This is a genomic window from Candidatus Binatia bacterium (genome assembly GCA_029243485.1).
Lineage (GTDB): Bacteria > Desulfobacterota > Binatia > UBA12015 > UBA12015 > VGTG01.
The window spans coordinates 127,873-145,384 of record JAQWRY010000052.1 but is presented as its reverse complement, the minus strand read 5'-3'; the positions used below and the strand labels follow the sequence as shown (position 1 = coordinate 145,384).

Here is a 17,512-nt window from a genome sequence, read left to right as displayed (position 1 = left end):
TTTTTCGTTACGGCGCCGGGCGCGGCTTCGAAAGCGCTCGAAGCTCGTGGAGCTTCGCGAACAAGCGGGCGAGGCCGACGTTTTCGCGTCCGTCCGCCGCCGTCATGTCGGCGACCCGGGTATCGGCGATGGCACCGCCCAGCCCGAAGAAGGTGTCTTCGGAGCGCGCGCTCGACGTGTCGACACCAGGTCGATCCGTCGTGACGAGGGGCCCGGTGCCTGCGAACGCGGCGACGTCTTCCGGGCTCAGCACGAGGCGTGACCACAACGTCTCCGCGTCGTCGAGGCCGAGGGAGCCGAGCTCGGCGTCGATGTCGGGGTCGTCCCGGAGAGAGGCCATCGTTGCGGTGCTCGGGAGGCGTTCGACGTCGCTACCGTTGATCACCCAGTTGTAGCCTAGCGGCCCGTTCCAGATGCTCACGTTAGGGAAGACGCTCGCCACGGTCCGAACGACGGTCCGGATTTCATCGACCGACGCACGCCCGACGTTCAGGCGCAGGCTCACGACGCCGCCGCCTGTGAGGCGACTCTTAGCGAGCTTCAATCGTTCGACGGTTGGCAGTTCTTCCGCGGTCCCGCTCTCGAGTGTGGCGCTGGTAAGCAGAATGACGTCCCACGTCTCTTGGGTCCCCGCGAGAAGTTTCCACGGGTTCGTGCCGTGTAGGACGAGGCGCTGGTCTCCGAGGACGTCGAGATTCGTCAGGTCGAAGAACGGTGCAATCTCGACGGCGGTTCCCGTCGGGTCTAAGACGTCGAGCCTCTCGAGGGGGTGCGCGAGGAGTGAGGAGGCGCCGTTGCCCACTCCGAAGTCCAGTTGAAGGACGCGCCGCGCGGATGGATGCAGGAGCATCGGGATCTGCGCGTTCACGCGATCTTCGGGGTCGGTCCCGGTGCCGCCGGGAGAGCGTCCGTCGCCGCGTCGTAGGATCCGGCTCTGTTGCGGGTCGTCCGTTACGAGAACCAGCCCTCGCGCGGTCTCCTGCCAGTAGAGGAGGGGCCCATACCGCTCGTCGAACGGCGTATCCCTGATGGCGACCGAAGCGAGTGCTCCGGTGAGCGGTGAAGCCCACAGCGTCGCGGTTGCCGCGCCGAGCGCGAGCCAACCGATCTGCCTTGCCGCACGGCTGCCGAGTGCTGCCGAAAAGAGGATCAGACCGGGAAGAAGCAGTACCGCGGTTTCGGCGGTCGTGAGCCCGAGAGCGCGCGGCCAGGACGCGAGGCCACCCAGTCGGCGCACGGCGCCGGGCACGATCCATTCGAGTTGCAGGTACGCCGTGAGGGTCGCGCAGGCTGCGGCGACGGCAGCGAGAAGGAGCAGTGCTGAGCCCTCGGGGCGTCGCCGCGTGGCGATCATGCCCAGGCCGGTTCCCAGCAAGACGAGCACGCCGAGGATTGCTCGGGCCTGGATCGAGTCGGCCGTGTACGGAGCGAGCGCTCGGCCGACGATCGCCGTGTACGTCACCAGAACCGAGCCCGCTGCGAATGCCAGGACAGCGGGAGCGATGGCGGTATCGCCCCCCGTGCTGGTCGGTGGTTCGTTGCGGCTTCGATGTTGTCCGAGTGCAACGAGTCCGGCGAGGAGGACTCCGGTGGTTGCCATCCAGCGGAGAGAGGAGATCCCGAACCCGGCGAAGGTGAGTGTCGAGGAAAACAGGGCCCCGGCGCTCCCGCCCAGGACGAGTGCGCTCAGGTTGTCACCAAGTGCGCCGCTCACTGCGCCGAAGAGCAGGCCGGCGAGAATCAGGAGTGGAGGGGCCGCGGCGCCTACGTGCGGCAGCAGCAGGCCCAACCCTGCGAGGCCGAGCGCCAGTGCCAGTAGGGTGCGGCCGACGCGGTCCATCGGCTCGAGATCCGTGAGGAAACGAACTCGCGCGAGCGCGCCGAGCGCGACTCCGAAGAGAAGGTAGCCGATCCCGAGTGTGGTCGATGCACCCTGGGTGGTCGGCGAGCGCGTGATCCAGAGAAGCGTGGGTTGGACCCACGCGAGGGCGCTCGCTCCCGACGCAAATGCGAGGCACGCGAGTAGGACTCGCGAAGAGCGAGGCATCCGGCGAGTGTACGAGCCTACACCCGTTGGGTCCAGTCGCGGCGGGGAATCGGGGGGCGCCGTCCCGTCATCGGCGGTTGCGGGGGCTGGGTCCGTCGCGGATAGTCGCTTGATGCGATCGAGTCGACGACGCCGGTGGTGCTGTGCCACGAGCCTCGCATGGGTCGTCTGTGCGCTCCTGTGCGTGCTTCCCGGTTCTTCCGTCGCGGCGGAGCCCGAGCCCGAACCCCAGCCTCCGTCCGCCGAGCTCAAACCTCTTTCGACCGCCGCCAAGCTTCCGTCTGCCGCGGCCAAGCCGAATCTGATCCTGATTTCCGTCGACACGCTGCGCGCGGATCGCCTGGGGGCCTACGGGTACGCCAAGCCGACGTCACCGAACATGGACCGGCTCGCGAGCCGTGGCGTGCGTTTCGCAAACGCGCTCGCACCGTCCTCGTGGACTCTGCCCTCCCACATGACGCTGTTCACCGGTCTGCGGCCGCGCGAGCACGGTCTGACGAAATCCAAGCGAACCCTGCCGGCGAAGATCCCGACCCTGACTCAGGTGCTCAAACGCAATGGCTATCGCGCGCGTGCCTGGACCGACGGTGGGTTCGTGGAGGGCCGCTACGGCTTCAAGCGGGGCTTTGAGTGGTACGGCGAGCAGGAAGCGGGCCTCACGGAGAGAGTCGTCGAAGTCGAGAAGTGGATCACGAGCCTGCCGCCGGAGCAGCCCTACTTCGCGTTCATCCACACCTACGAGACGCATTGCCCCTACGAGCCCGCCCCGGAGTTGATGAAGGACTTCCGCTCGGTCGAGGTACCCGAAGGCTTCGAGACCGTCGGGAAGTGCGGCAATCCCCACTTCAACGCGGAGCCGCTGACCCCGGCGCACGTCCAGGTGCTCTCGGATCTGTACGACGGGCTCGTTCGCCAGGCGGACGATGCGTTGTCCGGCCTATTTCGATTCCTCGACGAGCGCGACGAGTGGAAGAAGACGATCGTCGTCCTCCTGTCGGACCACGGCGAGTAGTTCTACGAGCACGGCCGCATCGGTCACGAGCGGTCTCTGCACCAGGAGCTCCTGCGAGTACCGCTCCTCATCGCCGGGCCCGGCGTCGCGCCCGCCGTCGTCGAACAGCCCGTGGGGCTCATCGACGTCGCGCCGACCGTGATCGATCTCCTGGGTCTCGAAGGGCCGAAGATGGAGGGACGCTCCCTGGTGTCGACGTTCACTGATGTGGAAGCGGCTGGAACGCCGCCCCCGGTCGTCGGCTCGCTGGATCGCAAGGCTCACCTACGCAGCGTCGTCGACGGACGCTATCACTACATCGTCGATCGCAAGCGCAAGACGCGCCGGCTCTATGATTGGCAGAACGATCCGAACGAGACGGTCGACCTCGTGGCCAGGAAGCCGGAGGTCGCGACGCGACTCGAGGCGATTGCTGCCAAGGCGGAGACGCGAAACAGCCGGCTCGTCGCCAAAAAGATCGTGGTCCCGAAGGAGCACATCGAACGCCTCGAGGCCTTGGGGTACATCGAAAGTTCGAGCCAAGCGCTCCAGTAGCTAGCTCGCCCGGCGCTTGTCCTCGCCGACCTCCAGGCTGTCCGCCGGCGATGGCGACGAGAAGGGCTTGTCGCCGAAGCCCCCAGGGGAGGAACCCGGCGGCGCCGACGCAGAGCATCAACAACACGAGTGCGCGCGGGACGACGTGCCCGGAGAGCGCGCCGGCCGCCGCGATCGTGACGGCGGTAATCGAGAGCGCGATCAGGTTGACGGTGACGTCGCCTGCTTGGGTCTGTTCCGTCCGGATGGGCCGGAGGGCCCACACGAGGGCAAGGACGCCGAGAAGCTTGGGCGCGAGGAGAAGTGGAAGTTGCGCGGGATCCAGGAAGCAGTCGATCACTCCGACGGTGATCGAGGCGGCGAGGATGAGCCCGAGAAACCGACGCAGGCTCGACGTGAGAGCCCGGTCGGCTTCGCGGGGGAGCGTGTCGGACGTGCTCATGCGTCTTCGAGGAGTTCGGCCCGGAGGGTGTCGATGCCTTGCGCGGGGACGCCGGCGGCGCGCGCGTAGTCGGCCACGGATCCGTACTCTCGCTCGATGCCGTCGAGGAACCCGATCATCGTCTCGGGCTCGGCGTGGAGGGTCTCGGGAGGTAGCTCTCCGTGGATGGTCTCGTATCCGGGAGTGTTCGTCAGGCGATCGATGATCCGATCGAGGTTCTCCTTGGTTGCGGCGTAGTCCGCGACGATGACGTCGTTCCGGACGCCGAGAACGCCGAGGAGGAGGGCGGAAACCACGCCGGTGCGGTCTTTCCCGGCGGCGCAGTGATAGACGGCGCTTCCAGTGGAGCCCGCGATGACCTGCAGGGCCTGCGCGATCGGCTTCTTGGCGAGGCCGGCGAGGGCAACGTAGCGATCGGAGAGGTTGAGGTCGGCACCTCTCGAATCGCGACGATTCGACATGTCGCCGTCGAACAGCGGCGTGTGGTGTACCTGGATCTCGTCCACGGCATCGAGCGGCCGTCCGACGTCTGCGCGTCGCTCGGCTGTGGAACGCAGGTCGATCACGTCGCGGATCTCAAGCTCGTCACGGATCCTGTCGACGTCGCTCGGTGTGAGTAGGTGGAGTCCGTCGGCCCGGAAGGCGCGGCGCCAGCGGACACGGCGCCCATCGTCGGTGGGATAGCCACCGAGGTCGCGGAAGTTCAGACATCCTTCGAGGTCGATGACGCGTTGCACTCGAATTCCTTCGCTTGTGGGGGGATCTGGATCAACACCGATTCGGAGTCGGTCGTCCGCCCGACGCAGTCGCCGTTTTACCAACCGCCTCGGAATCGACTCCAAACGAGCGAAGTTCCAGCGACAAAGCCATGCCCTTCGGGGGGCACGAGAGATATTCGCTCGCGTAGCCCGGCGCGGTTTCGCTAGAATTCGGTACCCGAGCGACCGACCCAACCAGGGGGAAACACTGATGAAAATTTCGAGAATACGCTGTCTCTTGGCCTCCGTCCTGGTTGCGCTGATCGTGGCACCTGCCTTTGGGCAGTCGCCCGACGGCACCTTTACGAACTTCGAGACCGGCCACGTGCGACCGCTGGCCCTCTCACCCGATGGGACACGTTTGTTCGCGCTGAACACGCCGGACAACCGCCTGGCGATCTACGACGTCACGGCCGGCGGGCTCTCGTTGTTCGCGGAAGTCCCGGTCGGAATGGAGCCTTCGGCGGTGGCCGTAAGGACCAACACCGAGGTCTGGGTCGTCAATCACCTGTCGGACAGCGTGAGCATCGTCACGCTCGACGCTATCACCCCGGAACTCTCGCGCGTCACGCGGACCCTCCACACGTGCGATGAGCCCCGCGACATCGTGTTCGCCGGGCCCGGTGGCAACCGCGCGTTCATCTCGACGGCCCGACGCGGTCAGAACTGCCCGGTGCCGATCGACTACGCCAGCGAGGGGCTCGGCCGCGCGATCGTTCAGGTCTTTGATGCGACGAGCCTCGGCGCCGAGCTCGGTGGCACGGCCATCGCAAACATCGTCCTCTTCGGCGATACGCCCCGCGGTCTCGCCGCCTCGCCGGACGGGAGCATCGTCTACGCATCGATCTTCCACTCCGGAAACCAGACGACGGCGATCACCGAGCGCGTGATCTCGAACAACGGTGGTCTCCCGCCGCCGCCGGGAAGTGCTCTCGGTGGTGCGCCGGACGTCGGCCTGATCGTGAAGTTCGACGGGGTCGGGTGGCGTGACGAGCTGGGTAGGGACTGGTCGCCCTTCGTGGCCTTCTCGCTGCCGGACGAAGACGTCTTTCCGATCGACGCGAACGCGCCGACCCCGGTTGCGCTCGCAGGCCAGGAGGTGACGGGAGTTGCGACGACGATCTTAAATCTCGCCGTCAATCCCGGGAACGGAAACGTTTACGCGACGAACACCGAAGATCACAACGAGGTCCGATTTGAGGGTCACGTCTTCGATGGCTTGCACGGTGTGACGGGTCGGATTGTCGAAAGCAGCGTCACCGTCATCAATGGAGGATCGGCGGTGCGCCATCACCTGAATCCCCACATCAACTACCTCGTCTCCCCGGGGTCGGATTCGGAGATCGAAGAGAGCAGTGCGTTCCCGACCGACATCGCCTTCTCGAGCGATGGCTCGCAGGTCTACGTCGCGATGTTCGGCTCGCGTCACGTCGCTCTCATGGACAGCGCGACTCTCGAGGGCGGAACCGTGGCGAAGACCTTCATCGATGTGGGCGGTGGCCCGAGTGGTCTTGCTCTGGATGAGGCGAACGACCGCCTCTACGTGATGAACCGGTTCGATCATCGGATCGGGATCGTCACGAACGCGAGTGACCCGACGACGGCAGCTCAGACCGAAACCGTCGCTCTCGGCGACTACGATCCGCAGCCGCCCGTCGTCCGAAAGGGCCGCCGGCACCTATACAATGCGAAGAAGTCCGGGCACGGCGACAACGCCTGTGCGAGTTGCCATCACTTCGGCGACCAGGACGACAAGGCATGGGACCTCGGCGACGCTGAGGCGACCTCGGTGAGGACGAACTGCAACCCGTTCCGAACCGGCTCGGGCTCGCCCTTTCACCCGCAGAAGGGCCCGATGACGACGCAGAGCCTGCGGGGCTTGTCGGGGCAAGGCCCGATGCACTGGCGAGGGGATCGTACCGGTTGTGCGACGGGCGACGCGCTGGATGAGGAAGCCGCATTCATGGCCTTCAACGGAGCCTTCGTCGGCCTTCTCGGCGACGACGAGGAGTTGCCGACGGATCACATGCAGGAGTTCACGGACTTCATCCTCACGGTTCGGTACCCACCCAACGCGGTCCGCGACCTCGACGACGTCCCGACTGCGCAACAGGCGGCCGGTGAGAATTTCTACTTCAACACTGCCGTCGACGGTGGCAACACCTGTGACCACTGTCACGTCATTAACCCGGCGCTCGACTTCTTCGGGACGGACGGTCTGTCCTCGGCCGAAGGGGAGACGCAGGAATTCAAGATTCCCCACCTGCGCAACCAGTATCAGAAGATCGGCATGTTCGGTGTGCCGAACGGGCAGACGCTCATTCCGCCCACCGGCTTCCTGGGCGTCCAGGTTCGGGGCTTCGGCTTCCTGCACGATGGCAGCATCCCGTCCGTGAACGACTTCTTGATGGCGAACGTCTTCGCCTTCCCGTCGGCGGCGATCCGCGGCAACGTCGAGGCCTTTGTTCTCTCGCTCGACACGGGGTTCAAGCCGAGCGTCGGTCAACAGGTATCTCTCACACCCGCGTCTGTGGGAGACGCGGCCACGCTGGCGCGTCTCCAGCTGCTCTTGGATCAGGCGGATGCCGGCAACTGCGACGTCATCGGCAAGGGTGCGTTCGGCGGCGAGGCGCGTGGCGCTGTGTACGTCGGCTTCGGCACGAACCTCTTCCTCACGGACCGCACGTCCGAAGGTCAGGTCTCCTTGGCGACGTTGCTGGGCCTGGTTTCCGCCGAGCAGGAGGCCGTCTACACCTGTGTGCCGCGCGGTGCGGGCATTCGGATGGGTATCGATCGAGATGGCGACGGCCGTCGCGATCGCGATGAGATCGACGCCGGTACGGATCCGAACGACGTGACGAGCTTCCCGGGCTCCGTCCCGCACGTTCCGATCTCGACCAAGTCGCTGACGATGAAGGACAAGACCGATCCCTCCACGCCTAAGAAGCGGAAGCTGAGCTTCACGTCGAAGGATCCTGCGATCGTTCCTCCGGGACTCGGCACCGCGGGTGACCCGCTGGTGAACGGCGGTACCCTGCGTATCTACAACGCCAACGGGAGCGGCGAGCAGGTCACGATCGATCTGCCGGCCGGCAGCTGGCTGCCGTCGTCGACCGGGTTCCGGTACAAGGGCGCCTCGGGTACGGCGGTCACCGTGATTACGGTGAAGAACGGCCTCGTGAAGCTCAAGGCCGGCAAGGACGCCTTCGGATTCACCCTGGATGAGCCGAAGCAGGGCCGCATCGCGGTTCGCCTGACGCTCGGCACGGGTGTCGACTGGTGTGCCGAGGTGCCCGCGAAGCAGAAGGGTACGCCTTCGTCGACAGACAAGTTCGACAAGGTCGACAAGTTCCTCGGTGAGAAGAACTTCCCGGCGCCAGTGGCTTGCCCGGTGCCGCCGCTCGGCTCGCCGAGTGGCGCCTTCGTAGATGGGGCGGAGGCCGGCGTGTTCTGAGTCGGACTCTCGTTTCGATGCGGACGGGGCGGGCCTGCGAGGGTTCGCCCCGTTTGCGTTTTCGGTAGTAGAACGAGGGATGCTGGGTCGCGCGCTCCGAGCGGTGTTGGTCGTTGGAGTCGTGTTGCTGCTCGCCGGAGGTTGGTTTTGCTTCGCGCTGCAGCCGCCCGAGTTCGAGGTGCCGCCCGAGGGGACCGTTTTCGCCGGGGTGACGGTGATCGATCCGGGCAAGACGCGGTAGCCCGACCGGACGATCGTCGTCGAAGGGGGCCGAATCGCTGCGGTCTAACCCGCGGGGGCCGGTGCGACCGGCCCCTACGTGGGTGCGTGCGTTCTCCCGGGTCTGGTCGACGTGCACGGTCACCACCCGCCCGACACTCTGCTCGGGGACGTCGAGTTGTTCGGGATGTTGTTCCTTCGGCACGGGGATCGGGTTTGGTGCGGCGAAGCTCGACGACGTCCAACACCTGACCGGCATTCTGGAGGAAGGAGAGAGCGAGCTCTCCGACGCGCGACTGCGCTCGGTGATCACGATGTCTGCGGTTCTGAACGTGGCGCATACGCCGACGCCCGTCACCTGGGAGCGCACCGGGAAGCTCTCCGACTATCCTCGGTTGCGGGCGGACCCGGCCGCGCGGGTCCTGCCCCGATACTTCCGAGATGTGTTGTGGAACCCGAAGAACGCTCCGCGTTTCCGAGACCGGACGCCGCAGGAGTGGCGGGCCCCGGGGGCTCCTTACTCGCACGGAGCGGGGCGTAGTACCCAGAGAATCCGCGACCATTCACGAATCCCCCAGGTACTCCACGCACCGGGCCCCCTGGGGTGAAGGGGGGGCTTCAACCCAGGCCGGCTTTCCACAATCCGCTCTCGATCGAGCAGAAAACAAATATTGTTAGTTAAGCGAACTAAAGTCAATAGTGAAAATCCGGAGGTCCCGGTGCTAGCCACCCGGGATGAGCCTCGAAGTCGACGTTTTCTGGTCCTTTCGGAGTCCGTACTCGTATCTCGCAACCGGCCGGCTGGTGCGCCTCGCGCAGGAGCGCGACGTGGACCTGAACATCCGCCCTGTGCTCCCCATTGCGATTCGGACCCCGGATTTCTTCGACCAGGTGAACCCGCTCTGGCCGCCGTATCTGCTCCGCGACACCGCGCGGATCGCGGAGTGCGAGGGCCTCCCCTACGGCTGGCCACGACCGGACCCGGTCGTCCAGGATTTCGCGACGCGGACCATCCCGAAGGAGCAGCCGTACATCCATCGCCTGACGCGACTGGGGATCGAGGCCGCCGCCCGTGGGAAGGGGCTCGCCTTCATCGACGAGGTCTCGCAGATCATCTTCGGTGGGCAGGTCGACGGCTGGGATCAGGGCTCGCATCTCGCGGACGCGACGCAGCGAGCGGGGCTCGATCTGGCAGAGATGGAAGCCGCGATCGCAGAGGACCCGGCTGCTCGCGACGCCGGGATCGATCGGAACCAGAAGGCTCTGGAAGCGGCGGGGCATTGGGGCGTGCCTACGATGGTGTTCGAAGGCGAGCCGTTCTTCGGCCAGGATCGCCTGGACCTACTGGTCTGGCGAATGAAGCAGAAGGACCTCGCGCCCCGATCCTGAGCGAGGGGTGCTAGAACGCTGCGGCGGCTGCCGGTTCGACGGCTAGTGGACGCACGAGCGGTTCCAGCCGCGCGAGGAAGGCGCGATCGGCGACGCCGAGGTGGATGAACGGTCGCTCTCGCTCGATCATCGCGATGGCATCCGCTGTGGTTGCGGCGTCGCCGCGGCGGAGCAAGAGGAGCGCGCCGAAGGTCGGAGCGCGTCCCATTCCGGAGTCGCAGTGCACGAGGACCGCCGCGTCGGGAAGAGAGACCTCGTCGAGCAGCGCCAACACGGCGTCGTCGTCGGGCGGGACACCGCCGTCGAGGACGGGAAGGGACCGGTATCCCGCGCGTTCACGTACGGCGCGGGGTTCCGGAAACTCCGACACGAGATCGACGACGAAGTCGACGTCCGGGAGCTCGCCCGCTTCGATCCGTCCCGCGATCCAGAGATGCGAGGTAATCTGGCTCTTGACGGGGCGCCCGCGCCACCAGCGCATCATTGCGCACGCGATTCGGAAAGCCCCGACGAAGACGGCGGTGGGGAGGGCCCGCCACCAGACCAGGCGGCCGTCTCGTTTGCCGTAGGCCTGGGGGCGATTCGCCACGTACGCGCCGGCCGAGATCGTGCATGAGAGGCTCGTCCACGCGAGCAGCCACCCCGGGAGCCCCGGCACGGCCTGCGCGGCGATGGCGGTCACGAGGGCCGCGATCCCGATTCCAAGGGTGAGCTTCTGTGGCTTGGTCATGGGCGCGAGGCGCCGAACGGCTGATGCTGACCGCACGGTCGAGGATCACAAAGTATGTGATTCGCCAGGGGGCTTCAACGCCCCTGAGGGCCCGGGCCGAGGCGGCGTCGCCGGATCAGTAGTGACGAATCTCTATCAGGTGCTTGTTCGGATCGAAGACGTAGACGGCCTTGCCGGGGCCGAGAGCTCCGGTCGCGTCGCCGGGGCCCTGCTGATTCCCCACGCTGTGAAAAGAGTCCCCGTATTCGAGTCCCGCGTTGCGGATCCTAGCGAAGGCCTCATCGAACTCGGGGCGCTCCATCGCGAACGCCAGATGCGTTCCCCCCGATGTGCCCCAGGGCGCCAGTTGGAGCGTGAGGTCGTCGCGGACTCGGATCACGCGGAAGGGCTCGCTGCTGCCCTCATCCCGAAACCCCATTATCTCCATGTAGAACGCGACACTCGCGTCCATGTCGTTCACCATGAGGATGAGATGATCCAGCTTGACCATGGCGGATCATCCGCCATCCCGGGCGATGGCGCAAGGCCGCCCCGGACTTGACCCCCGCCTCGAACGGGGGGACGCGGGCCTGTGGCACGTGGACGAGCCCGCCTGGCCGGAGGCCCACGAAGATCTGCCGCGCTTTCCGGGTGACCCGGAGCCGCGGGGCGAATAGCGCATCCGAACCGTTCGCGCATCGTTGCCGCCCAAGGGGGGCCGCGCTACCTAGACTTCGACTGGATTGGTCCGTCCTCTCCGCTCGAAAGCCCTACCCATGGAAGCTCTTCGCGATCTACGCGTCGTCGAGATCGGTGGCGACATCGCTTGTGCGTACGCGTCCAAGCTATTGGCCGATCTGGGTGCGGACGTCGTCAAAATCGAGCCCCCCGAAGGCGATCCTCTCCGTCTCTGGGGCCCGTTCAAGGACGGCAAGGTCGACCCCGAAGAGGGTGGGCTCGCCCGCTACCTGAACGCGAACAAGCGCAGCATGGTGATCGATCTCGACGGCCCGGGTGCGGTCGAGAAGGTTCGCGCGCTGCTCGTTGGTGCGGACGTCGTCATCGAGAGCGATCGGCCCGGGCGGCTCGAGAAGCGGGGCCTCGGTCTCGACGTCCTTCGCGACCTCAATCCCCGGATCGCGCTCGTCCGGATCTCTCCCTTCGGTCAGACCGGGCCGTACCGCGACCTCGAGGCGACCGAACTGGTGATCCAGGCGGCCGGTGGCTGGGTGTCTGCACACGGCCTCCCGGGATCTGCAGCCGTTCGTGTCGGTGGCCGTATCCCCGAGTATCTCGTCGGCTCCTTCGCTGCGACGGCCGCACTCACCGCCGTGCGCGCCGCACGGGACAAGAATTCGGCCGTCGACGTCGACGTGTCGATGATGGAGTGCCTCGTCGGGACGTTGCCCTACCCGATGATGTGGGCCGAGACGCTCAGGAAGATGGGCATGCCGCCGCCGCAGAAGCGGCGCACCCCGTTGCCGGGCGTGCTTCGTTGCAAGGACGCGTGGGTCGGCGTGAACGTGCTGACCGCGCAGCAGTGGGAAGACACGTGCACGCTCTTCGAGGTCCCGCAGTTCGCGCAAGAGCAGAAGAACATCCAATCCGACTTTCCCGTCGCGCAGGAGTTCTTCGACGCGATTCAGCCGTGGCTCAAAGAGCACACGGCCGACGAGATCGTGACGCTCGGCCAGGCCTTCCGCATTCCCACGGTCTGGATCGGTAGCGGTGACACGCTCGAGCGATTCGATCAGTTCCGCGAGCGTCCGTTCTTCGTGCAGGAGCCCGGCCGCGACTGGAAGCGACCCGGATTCCCCTATCGGTTGGCCAAGACGCCGGCTGCAATTCGGACCACCGCGCCGCGCCTGGGAGAGCACACCTGGGCACTCGACGATCCCTGGGCCGCACGTGAGGAGCCGGTCGTCCCCACTCGGAAGAAGCGGCCGAACGGTCGCCCCGACGTCGAAGGCCTTCCGTTCCGCGACCTGCGGGTGCTCGATCTCGGCACGTTCTGGGCGGGACCCTTCGTCGGGATGTACTTCGCGTCTCACGGCGCGGATGTGATCAAAGTAGAGTCGGTCCAGCGCCCCGACGGCTTCCGCTTCAGCCAGACGTACCCGCAGCTCGGCGAGGACTACTACGAGCACAGCACGACCTACCAGGGTTCGAACCACGGGAAGCGCGATCTCACTCTCGATCTCCGCCAGGAAGAGGCCCGCGACCTCCTGCTTGGGCTGCTCGCCGACACCGACGTCCTGATCGAGAATTTCTCGCCGCGCGTGATGGAGAACTTCGGTCTCACGTACGAGAAGCTGATCGAGACGAAACCCGACCTGATCATGGTCCGGATGCCCGGCTTTGGTCTCGAGGGTCCGTGGCGTGACTACGTTGGGTGGGCGACTGTCATCGAGCAGGCCGCGGGTATGACCTGGGTCACGGGTCACCCGGGCGGGCCACCGCTCAATCCGGGAGGCTTCATCGATTGCGGTGTTTCGATGCACGTCGGTGTCGCCCTCCAGTCTGCACTCATGCACCGCGAGCGGACCGGTGAGGGTCAGCACATCGAAGTCGCCCAGCTCGAAACCGGGACATGCCTCACGCCGGAGCAGATCATCGAGCACACGATGAATGGGACCGTGCTCGGCCGTTACGGAAACCGCGATCGCGACTTCGCGCCGCAGGGCGCGTACCCGACGAACGAGGGCGCGTGGGTCGCGTTTTCCGTGAGAACGGATGAAGAGTGGTCTCGGCTCGTGGAGGCTCTCGAGCGACCGGAATGGGCGACCGCCCCGGCGCTGGGAACCCTGTCCGGCCGCGTGGCCCGCCACGATGAGATCGACGCGAAGCTGACGGAATGGACGAAGCAGCGTTCCGCCGCCGACGTCGTCGCAGTCCTGCGCGAGCGCCGCATCCCCGTGTCCGAGGCTCTCGTAGCAACGAAGATGTACGGCGAGCCGCAGCTGGAAGCGCGGGGCTTCTACCAGGCATTGGATCATCCCCGTTCGGGCGAGCGCCGCTACCCCACCTGGCCGATGCGCTTCTCGTACGGACCGGAGCCACAGTACGCGACCGTTGCGCCGACCCTGGGTCAGCACAATGCCGAAATCCTCAGCGGTGAGCTGGGTTTGTCGAAAGAAGATCTCGAGCGCCTCGAAAGCACTTCCATAATCGGAGACCGAATGGCCGGGTAGGCGCGGTTCGCCCGCCTGCCTCACAACCCCCGGAGTCCCATGTACGTCGATTTCACGCCTGAGCAGCAAAAGCTCCGCACGAAGATTCGTGAATACTTCGCCGGTCTCATGACGGAGGAGACGCGCGAGCGTCTCAGTCACGAGGTCGGCGGGCCCGTCTACAAGGAAGTCATTCGCCAGATCGGCAAGGATGGCTGGCTCGGCGTCGGCTGGCCAGAGGAGTGGGGCGGGCAGGGCTTCACGGGGATCGAGCAGCTGATCTTCCTCGACGAGGCGCGTCGCGCGGGAGCTCCGCTCCCGTTCGTCACCTTGAACACGGTCGGGCCGGCAATCATGCGGCACGGCAGCGAGGAGATGAAGACGAAGTTCCTGCCCCTCATTCTCGGCGGGCAGGTACACTTCGCCATCGGATATTCAGAGCCCGGGGCCGGGACCGATCTCGCGGCGCTCTCGACCGCCGCGGAGCGGGTGGGCGACGAGTACGTGGTGAACGGCACGAAGATGTTCACGAGTGGCGCCAACGACGCCGACTACGTCTGGCTCGCCGTCCGCACCGACCCCGAGGCGAAGAAGCACAAGGGGATCACCATCCTCATTTGCCCGACCGACCAGCCGGGGTTCAGCCTCGCACCGATCTTCACAGTCGGCGATGGCCGCACGAACATGACGTACTACGAGGACGTTCGCGTCCCCGTGACGAATCGGGTCGGGGATGAGAACGCGGGCTGGACGCTCATCACGACTCAGCTCAACTACGAACGGATCGGACTCGGCGTCTGGGGCTGCATTGCGCAGCGCTTGGTCGACGACACCGTTCGCTTTGCGCGCGAGACCACGACGGATGATGGCCGTCCGCTGATAGAGCAGGGTTGGGTGCAAACGGCGCTCGCCGAAGCCTTCGCCCGCACCGAGGCGGCAAAGGTCATGAACTGGCGGATGGCCTGGGAGCTCGAAGGCGGCAAGCTCGAGCCGGCGCGAGCCTCGTCGGTGAAGGTCTTTGGCACCGAGGAGCTGATCGAGATCTATCGGCTTCTGCTCGACGTGTTGGGCCAACCGGGGCTGCTCAAGTCGAAGTCGCCCGGGGCGGTCCTGCGCGGCGAGATCGAGATGCAGTACCGCGCGTGTCAGATCAACACGTTCGGTGGCGGTGTGAACGAGATTCAACGACAGATCGTGGCCTGGATGGGCCTCGGACTGCCGCGCGGCTAACCCCGCAGGGAAGGGAGCACGACTCGTGTTGGAAGACGAGAAGACGAGCTTCTACGCTCGCCTGAAAGAGTTCGAAGGACGCCGTGTCGGCGAGCCGTTCGTGGCGCGCGATCCGGTGAACACGCCGATGGCGCGTCACTGGTGCGATGCAATGGGCGACGACAACCCGGTGTACACCGATCCCGAGGCGGCTGCCGCGTCGGTTTTCGGTGGCCTCGTGGTGCCGCCGTCGATGTTGCAGGCATGGACGATGCGCGGTCTGAAGCCGCCGTCCGCAACCGGCCCGAACGCGCAGGCGGAGTTGTGGGACGTCTTCGCCGAGCAGGGCTTCACCTCGGTGGTCGCGGTCAACTGCGACCAGGAGTACATGCGCTACCTGAAGCCGGGTGATCACCTCACGCACGAGATCGTGATCGACAGCATCTCTCCGGAGAAGCAGACCGGCCTCGGTACGGGTCACTTCATCGGTCAGCTCTACACCTTCCGCGATCAGGACGGCGAGACGGTCGGCACGATGATCTTCCGTTTGTTCAAGTTCCGTCCACGCAAGAAGAAGACGGAAGCGGCCGTTGAGGGAGAGAAGAAGGGTCGGCCGCCGCGTCCGCGCCCCGGGATCACGCGCGACACGGCGCATTTCTGGAAGGGTCTCGAAGAGAACAAGCTTCTTATCCAGAAGTGCAGCTCGTGCGGCGAGCTGCGCCACCCGCCGGAGCCGATGTGTCCGCATTGCCAGTCGCTCGAATGGGAGACCATCGAGTCGAAGGGCCGCGGTACGGTGTACAGCCATGTCGCGATGCATCATCCGCCGATTCCCGCCTTCGAATACCCGAACGTGATCGCGCTCATTGAGCTGGATGAGGGTGTCCGGATCGTCTCGAACGTGATCGGCATCTCCAAAGACGACATCAAGATCGGCATGGTCGTACAGGCCGAATTCGTACGCACCGATCCGGAACTGGCGTTGCACCAGTTCCGACCGGTCAAGGATTGAGAGCGTAGGCAGCCATGGATTTCTCGTTGAGCGAAGACCAGCAGGCCATCCAGGACCTCGCGCGGCAGATCATCTCCGATCGCGCGACCGACGACCGAGTGAAGCAACTCGCGGAAGGTCCGGGGTGGTACGACGACGACTTGTGGACCGAACTCGCGAACGCGAGCCTTCTCGGGGTCGCGATTCGTGAGGATCTCGGAGGCGGAGGCTTCGGCATGTCCGAACTCACCGGCCTCTGTGAGGAGGCGGGTCGCTGCATTGCCCCGCTCCCGATTCTCTCGACGCTGGTTCTGGGCGCCCTGCCGATCCAGGAGTTCGGGTCGGACGATCAGAAGAAGTGTCTGCCCGACGTTACCGCCGGCAAGACGTTTCTCACGGCGGCGCTCGCCGAAATGGGCCATGTCGATCCGGCGCGGCCCGCGACGACGGCGAAGAAGTCCGGCGACGGCTGGGTGCTCGACGGCGTGAAGGTCTGTGTGCCGGATGCGAATCGTGCCGCGCGCATCGTCGTGCCGGCTCGGATGGACGGCGGTGCGGTCGGCGTCTTCCTGATTTCACCCGACCAGGCGGGAGTCGCGCTCGAGCGGGAGATTACGACGAACGGAGAGCCGCAGTTCACGGTGACGCTCACTGGGGCGACGGCCGAGGCCCTGGGGGATCCGTCCAAGGGTGCGGAGGTCGTTCGGTGGATCGAGCGCCGGGCGACGATCGCTCTCAGCGCACTGCAGCTGGGCATCTCCTTCGCAGCGCTGATGCGTACGGCGGAGTACGCCAAGGAGCGCAAGCAGTTCGAAAAGCCGATTGGCAGCTTCCAGGCCTATCAGCTGCGAGCGGCCGACGCTTTCATCGACGTCGAGGCGATTCGCTCTACGTTGTACCAGGCGATCTGGGCGGTTGATGAAGACCGGGATGCCGACAAGGCCGTCGAGGTCGCGAAGTGGTGGGCCTGTCGGGCGGGGCACCGTGTTGCCCACTCCACCCAACACCTGCACGGCGGAATCGGTGCCGACGTCGACTACCCGATCCATCGGTTCTTCCTGTGGACGAAGCAGACGGAGTACAGCCTCGGTGGCGCCTCGGTCCACCTCGCCCGCCTGGGTGCGCTGTTGGCGGAAGGAGAAGACGCATGAGTGCACTGGCTCCGACCAAGCGCTTCGATCAGGTCGCCGACGGCGAAGAGCTACCCGAACTTGCCATCGAGCTCACACCGACGCTGATCATCTCGACCGCGATCGCCTCACGCGACTACCAAGACGTCCATCATGACATCGGCCTCGCGCAGCAGCGCGGCACGAAGAACATCTTTATGAACATCCTGACCACGAACGGCCTCGTCCAGCGCTACGTGAACGACTGGGCCGGGCCGGAGGCGTTCTTCAAGGCCATCCAGATCAAGCTGGGTGCGCCCAACTACGCCGGCGACACGATGACGCTCACCGGAAGGGTCACGGCCCGGACGGAAGACGGGGGCGTGGTCGACATCGAGGTGATCGGCAAGAACAGCATCGGAAAGCACGTCACGGCCGCGGTACGCCTGGCGCTTCCGATCGCCTGAGT

General features: G+C 65.8%; 13 protein-coding genes and 1 pseudogene. 10 read left to right on the top strand and 4 right to left on the bottom strand.

The genetic code is table 11. From position 1 onward, the window contains the following. Nucleotides 1-7: 7 nt before the first annotated feature. Nucleotides 8-2,047 (bottom strand): hypothetical protein, encoded by a 2,040-nt coding sequence (locus tag P8R42_14710; protein ID MDG2305864.1) that lies wholly within the window; start codon nucleotides 2,045-2,047, stop codon nucleotides 8-10. A gap of 112 nt (nucleotides 2,048-2,159) precedes the next feature. On the opposite strand from P8R42_14710, the pseudogene P8R42_14705 reads away from it, so the two are divergent. After that, nucleotides 2,160-3,593 (top strand): annotated as a pseudogene (locus P8R42_14705) (sulfatase). 438 nt (nucleotides 3,594-4,031) lie between these two features. Here the strand turns inward: P8R42_14705 and P8R42_14700 are convergent. Continuing rightward, nucleotides 4,032-4,772: a tyrosine-protein phosphatase gene (locus P8R42_14700; GenBank protein MDG2305863.1), complete on the bottom strand. Its 741-nt coding sequence runs from the start codon at nucleotides 4,770-4,772 to the stop codon at nucleotides 4,032-4,034. 232 nt (nucleotides 4,773-5,004) lie between these two features. On the opposite strand from P8R42_14700, the gene P8R42_14695 reads away from it, so the two are divergent. From P8R42_14695 to P8R42_14680, 4 genes are all read left to right on the top strand, one after another. After that, entirely contained in the window at nucleotides 5,005-8,247 is a 3,243-nt protein-coding gene (locus tag P8R42_14695) for a hypothetical protein (protein MDG2305862.1), read from the top strand. 79 nt (nucleotides 8,248-8,326) lie between these two features. Beyond that, nucleotides 8,327-8,488 (top strand): hypothetical protein, encoded by a 162-nt coding sequence (locus P8R42_14690; GenBank protein ID MDG2305861.1) that lies wholly within the window; start codon nucleotides 8,327-8,329, stop codon nucleotides 8,486-8,488. A gap of 82 nt (nucleotides 8,489-8,570) precedes the next feature. Continuing rightward, nucleotides 8,571-9,074 (top strand): hypothetical protein, encoded by a 504-nt coding sequence (locus P8R42_14685; protein MDG2305860.1) that lies wholly within the window; start codon nucleotides 8,571-8,573, stop codon nucleotides 9,072-9,074. A 127-nt stretch (nucleotides 9,075-9,201) separates the two neighbouring features. After that, a complete protein-coding gene (locus tag P8R42_14680) occupies nucleotides 9,202-9,855 on the top strand; it encodes a 2-hydroxychromene-2-carboxylate isomerase (GenBank protein MDG2305859.1) in 654 nt (217 codons plus the stop codon). Nucleotides 9,856-9,865: 10 nt separating this feature from the next. Here the strand turns inward: P8R42_14680 and P8R42_14675 are convergent, their stop codons facing one another. Together P8R42_14675 and P8R42_14670 are read right to left on the bottom strand one after the other, a co-directional pair. After that, nucleotides 9,866-10,585: a hypothetical protein gene (locus P8R42_14675; protein ID MDG2305858.1), complete on the bottom strand. Its 720-nt coding sequence runs from the start codon at nucleotides 10,583-10,585 to the stop codon at nucleotides 9,866-9,868. A gap of 115 nt (nucleotides 10,586-10,700) precedes the next feature. Beyond that, nucleotides 10,701-11,075, bottom strand: a complete 375-nt coding sequence (locus P8R42_14670; GenBank protein ID MDG2305857.1) for a VOC family protein — start codon at nucleotides 11,073-11,075, stop codon at nucleotides 10,701-10,703. A 265-nt stretch (nucleotides 11,076-11,340) separates the two neighbouring features. Here P8R42_14670 and P8R42_14665 point away from each other — a divergent pair, with 265 nt between their 5' ends. From P8R42_14665 to P8R42_14645, 5 genes are read left to right on the top strand one after another with little or no spacing between them, the layout of a single operon-like run. After that, nucleotides 11,341-13,755 carry a CoA transferase gene (locus tag P8R42_14665; protein MDG2305856.1) on the top strand — a complete coding sequence of 805 codons (2,415 nt, stop codon included), beginning with the start codon at nucleotides 11,341-11,343 and terminating at the stop codon, nucleotides 13,753-13,755. Nucleotides 13,756-13,794: 39 nt separating this feature from the next. Beyond that, nucleotides 13,795-14,964 (top strand): acyl-CoA dehydrogenase family protein, encoded by a 1,170-nt coding sequence (locus P8R42_14660; GenBank protein MDG2305855.1) that lies wholly within the window; start codon nucleotides 13,795-13,797, stop codon nucleotides 14,962-14,964. Between the two features lie 25 nt (nucleotides 14,965-14,989). Further along, the gene (locus tag P8R42_14655) at nucleotides 14,990-15,955 is read left to right on the top strand and encodes a bifunctional MaoC family dehydratase N-terminal/OB-fold nucleic acid binding domain-containing protein (GenBank protein MDG2305854.1); all 966 of its coding nucleotides are present in this window, start codon (nucleotides 14,990-14,992) and stop codon (nucleotides 15,953-15,955) included. 14 nt (nucleotides 15,956-15,969) lie between these two features. Beyond that, the gene (locus tag P8R42_14650) at nucleotides 15,970-17,085 is read left to right on the top strand and encodes an acyl-CoA/acyl-ACP dehydrogenase (GenBank protein MDG2305853.1); all 1,116 of its coding nucleotides are present in this window, start codon (nucleotides 15,970-15,972) and stop codon (nucleotides 17,083-17,085) included. Then, nucleotides 17,082-17,510 carry a MaoC family dehydratase gene (locus P8R42_14645; GenBank protein MDG2305852.1) on the top strand — a complete coding sequence of 143 codons (429 nt, stop codon included), beginning with the start codon at nucleotides 17,082-17,084 and terminating at the stop codon, nucleotides 17,508-17,510. Before P8R42_14650 ends, P8R42_14645 begins: the two co-directional genes overlap by 4 nt. Nucleotides 17,511-17,512 lie beyond the last annotated feature (2 nt).

Excerpts from the sequence above, each read along its gene's own strand:
- P8R42_14695 (MDG2305862.1), top strand. The coding sequence starts at position 5,005 with ATGAAAATTTCGAGAATACGCTGTCTCTTGGCCTCCGTCCTGGTTGCG.
- P8R42_14670 (MDG2305857.1), bottom strand. The coding sequence starts at position 11,075 with ATGGTCAAGCTGGATCATCTCATCCTCATGGTGAACGACATGGACGCG.
- P8R42_14645 (MDG2305852.1), top strand. The coding sequence starts at position 17,082 with ATGAGTGCACTGGCTCCGACCAAGCGCTTCGATCAGGTCGCCGACGGC.
- P8R42_14665 (MDG2305856.1), top strand. The coding sequence starts at position 11,341 with ATGGAAGCTCTTCGCGATCTACGCGTCGTCGAGATCGGTGGCGACATC.
- P8R42_14660 (MDG2305855.1), top strand. The coding sequence starts at position 13,795 with ATGTACGTCGATTTCACGCCTGAGCAGCAAAAGCTCCGCACGAAGATT.
- P8R42_14710 (MDG2305864.1), bottom strand. The coding sequence starts at position 2,047 with ATGCCTCGCTCTTCGCGAGTCCTACTCGCGTGCCTCGCATTTGCGTCG.
- P8R42_14650 (MDG2305853.1), top strand. The coding sequence starts at position 15,970 with ATGGATTTCTCGTTGAGCGAAGACCAGCAGGCCATCCAGGACCTCGCG.
- P8R42_14680 (MDG2305859.1), top strand. The coding sequence starts at position 9,202 with ATGAGCCTCGAAGTCGACGTTTTCTGGTCCTTTCGGAGTCCGTACTCG.
- P8R42_14690 (MDG2305861.1), top strand. The coding sequence starts at position 8,327 with ATGCTGGGTCGCGCGCTCCGAGCGGTGTTGGTCGTTGGAGTCGTGTTG.
- P8R42_14675 (MDG2305858.1), bottom strand. The coding sequence starts at position 10,585 with ATGACCAAGCCACAGAAGCTCACCCTTGGAATCGGGATCGCGGCCCTC.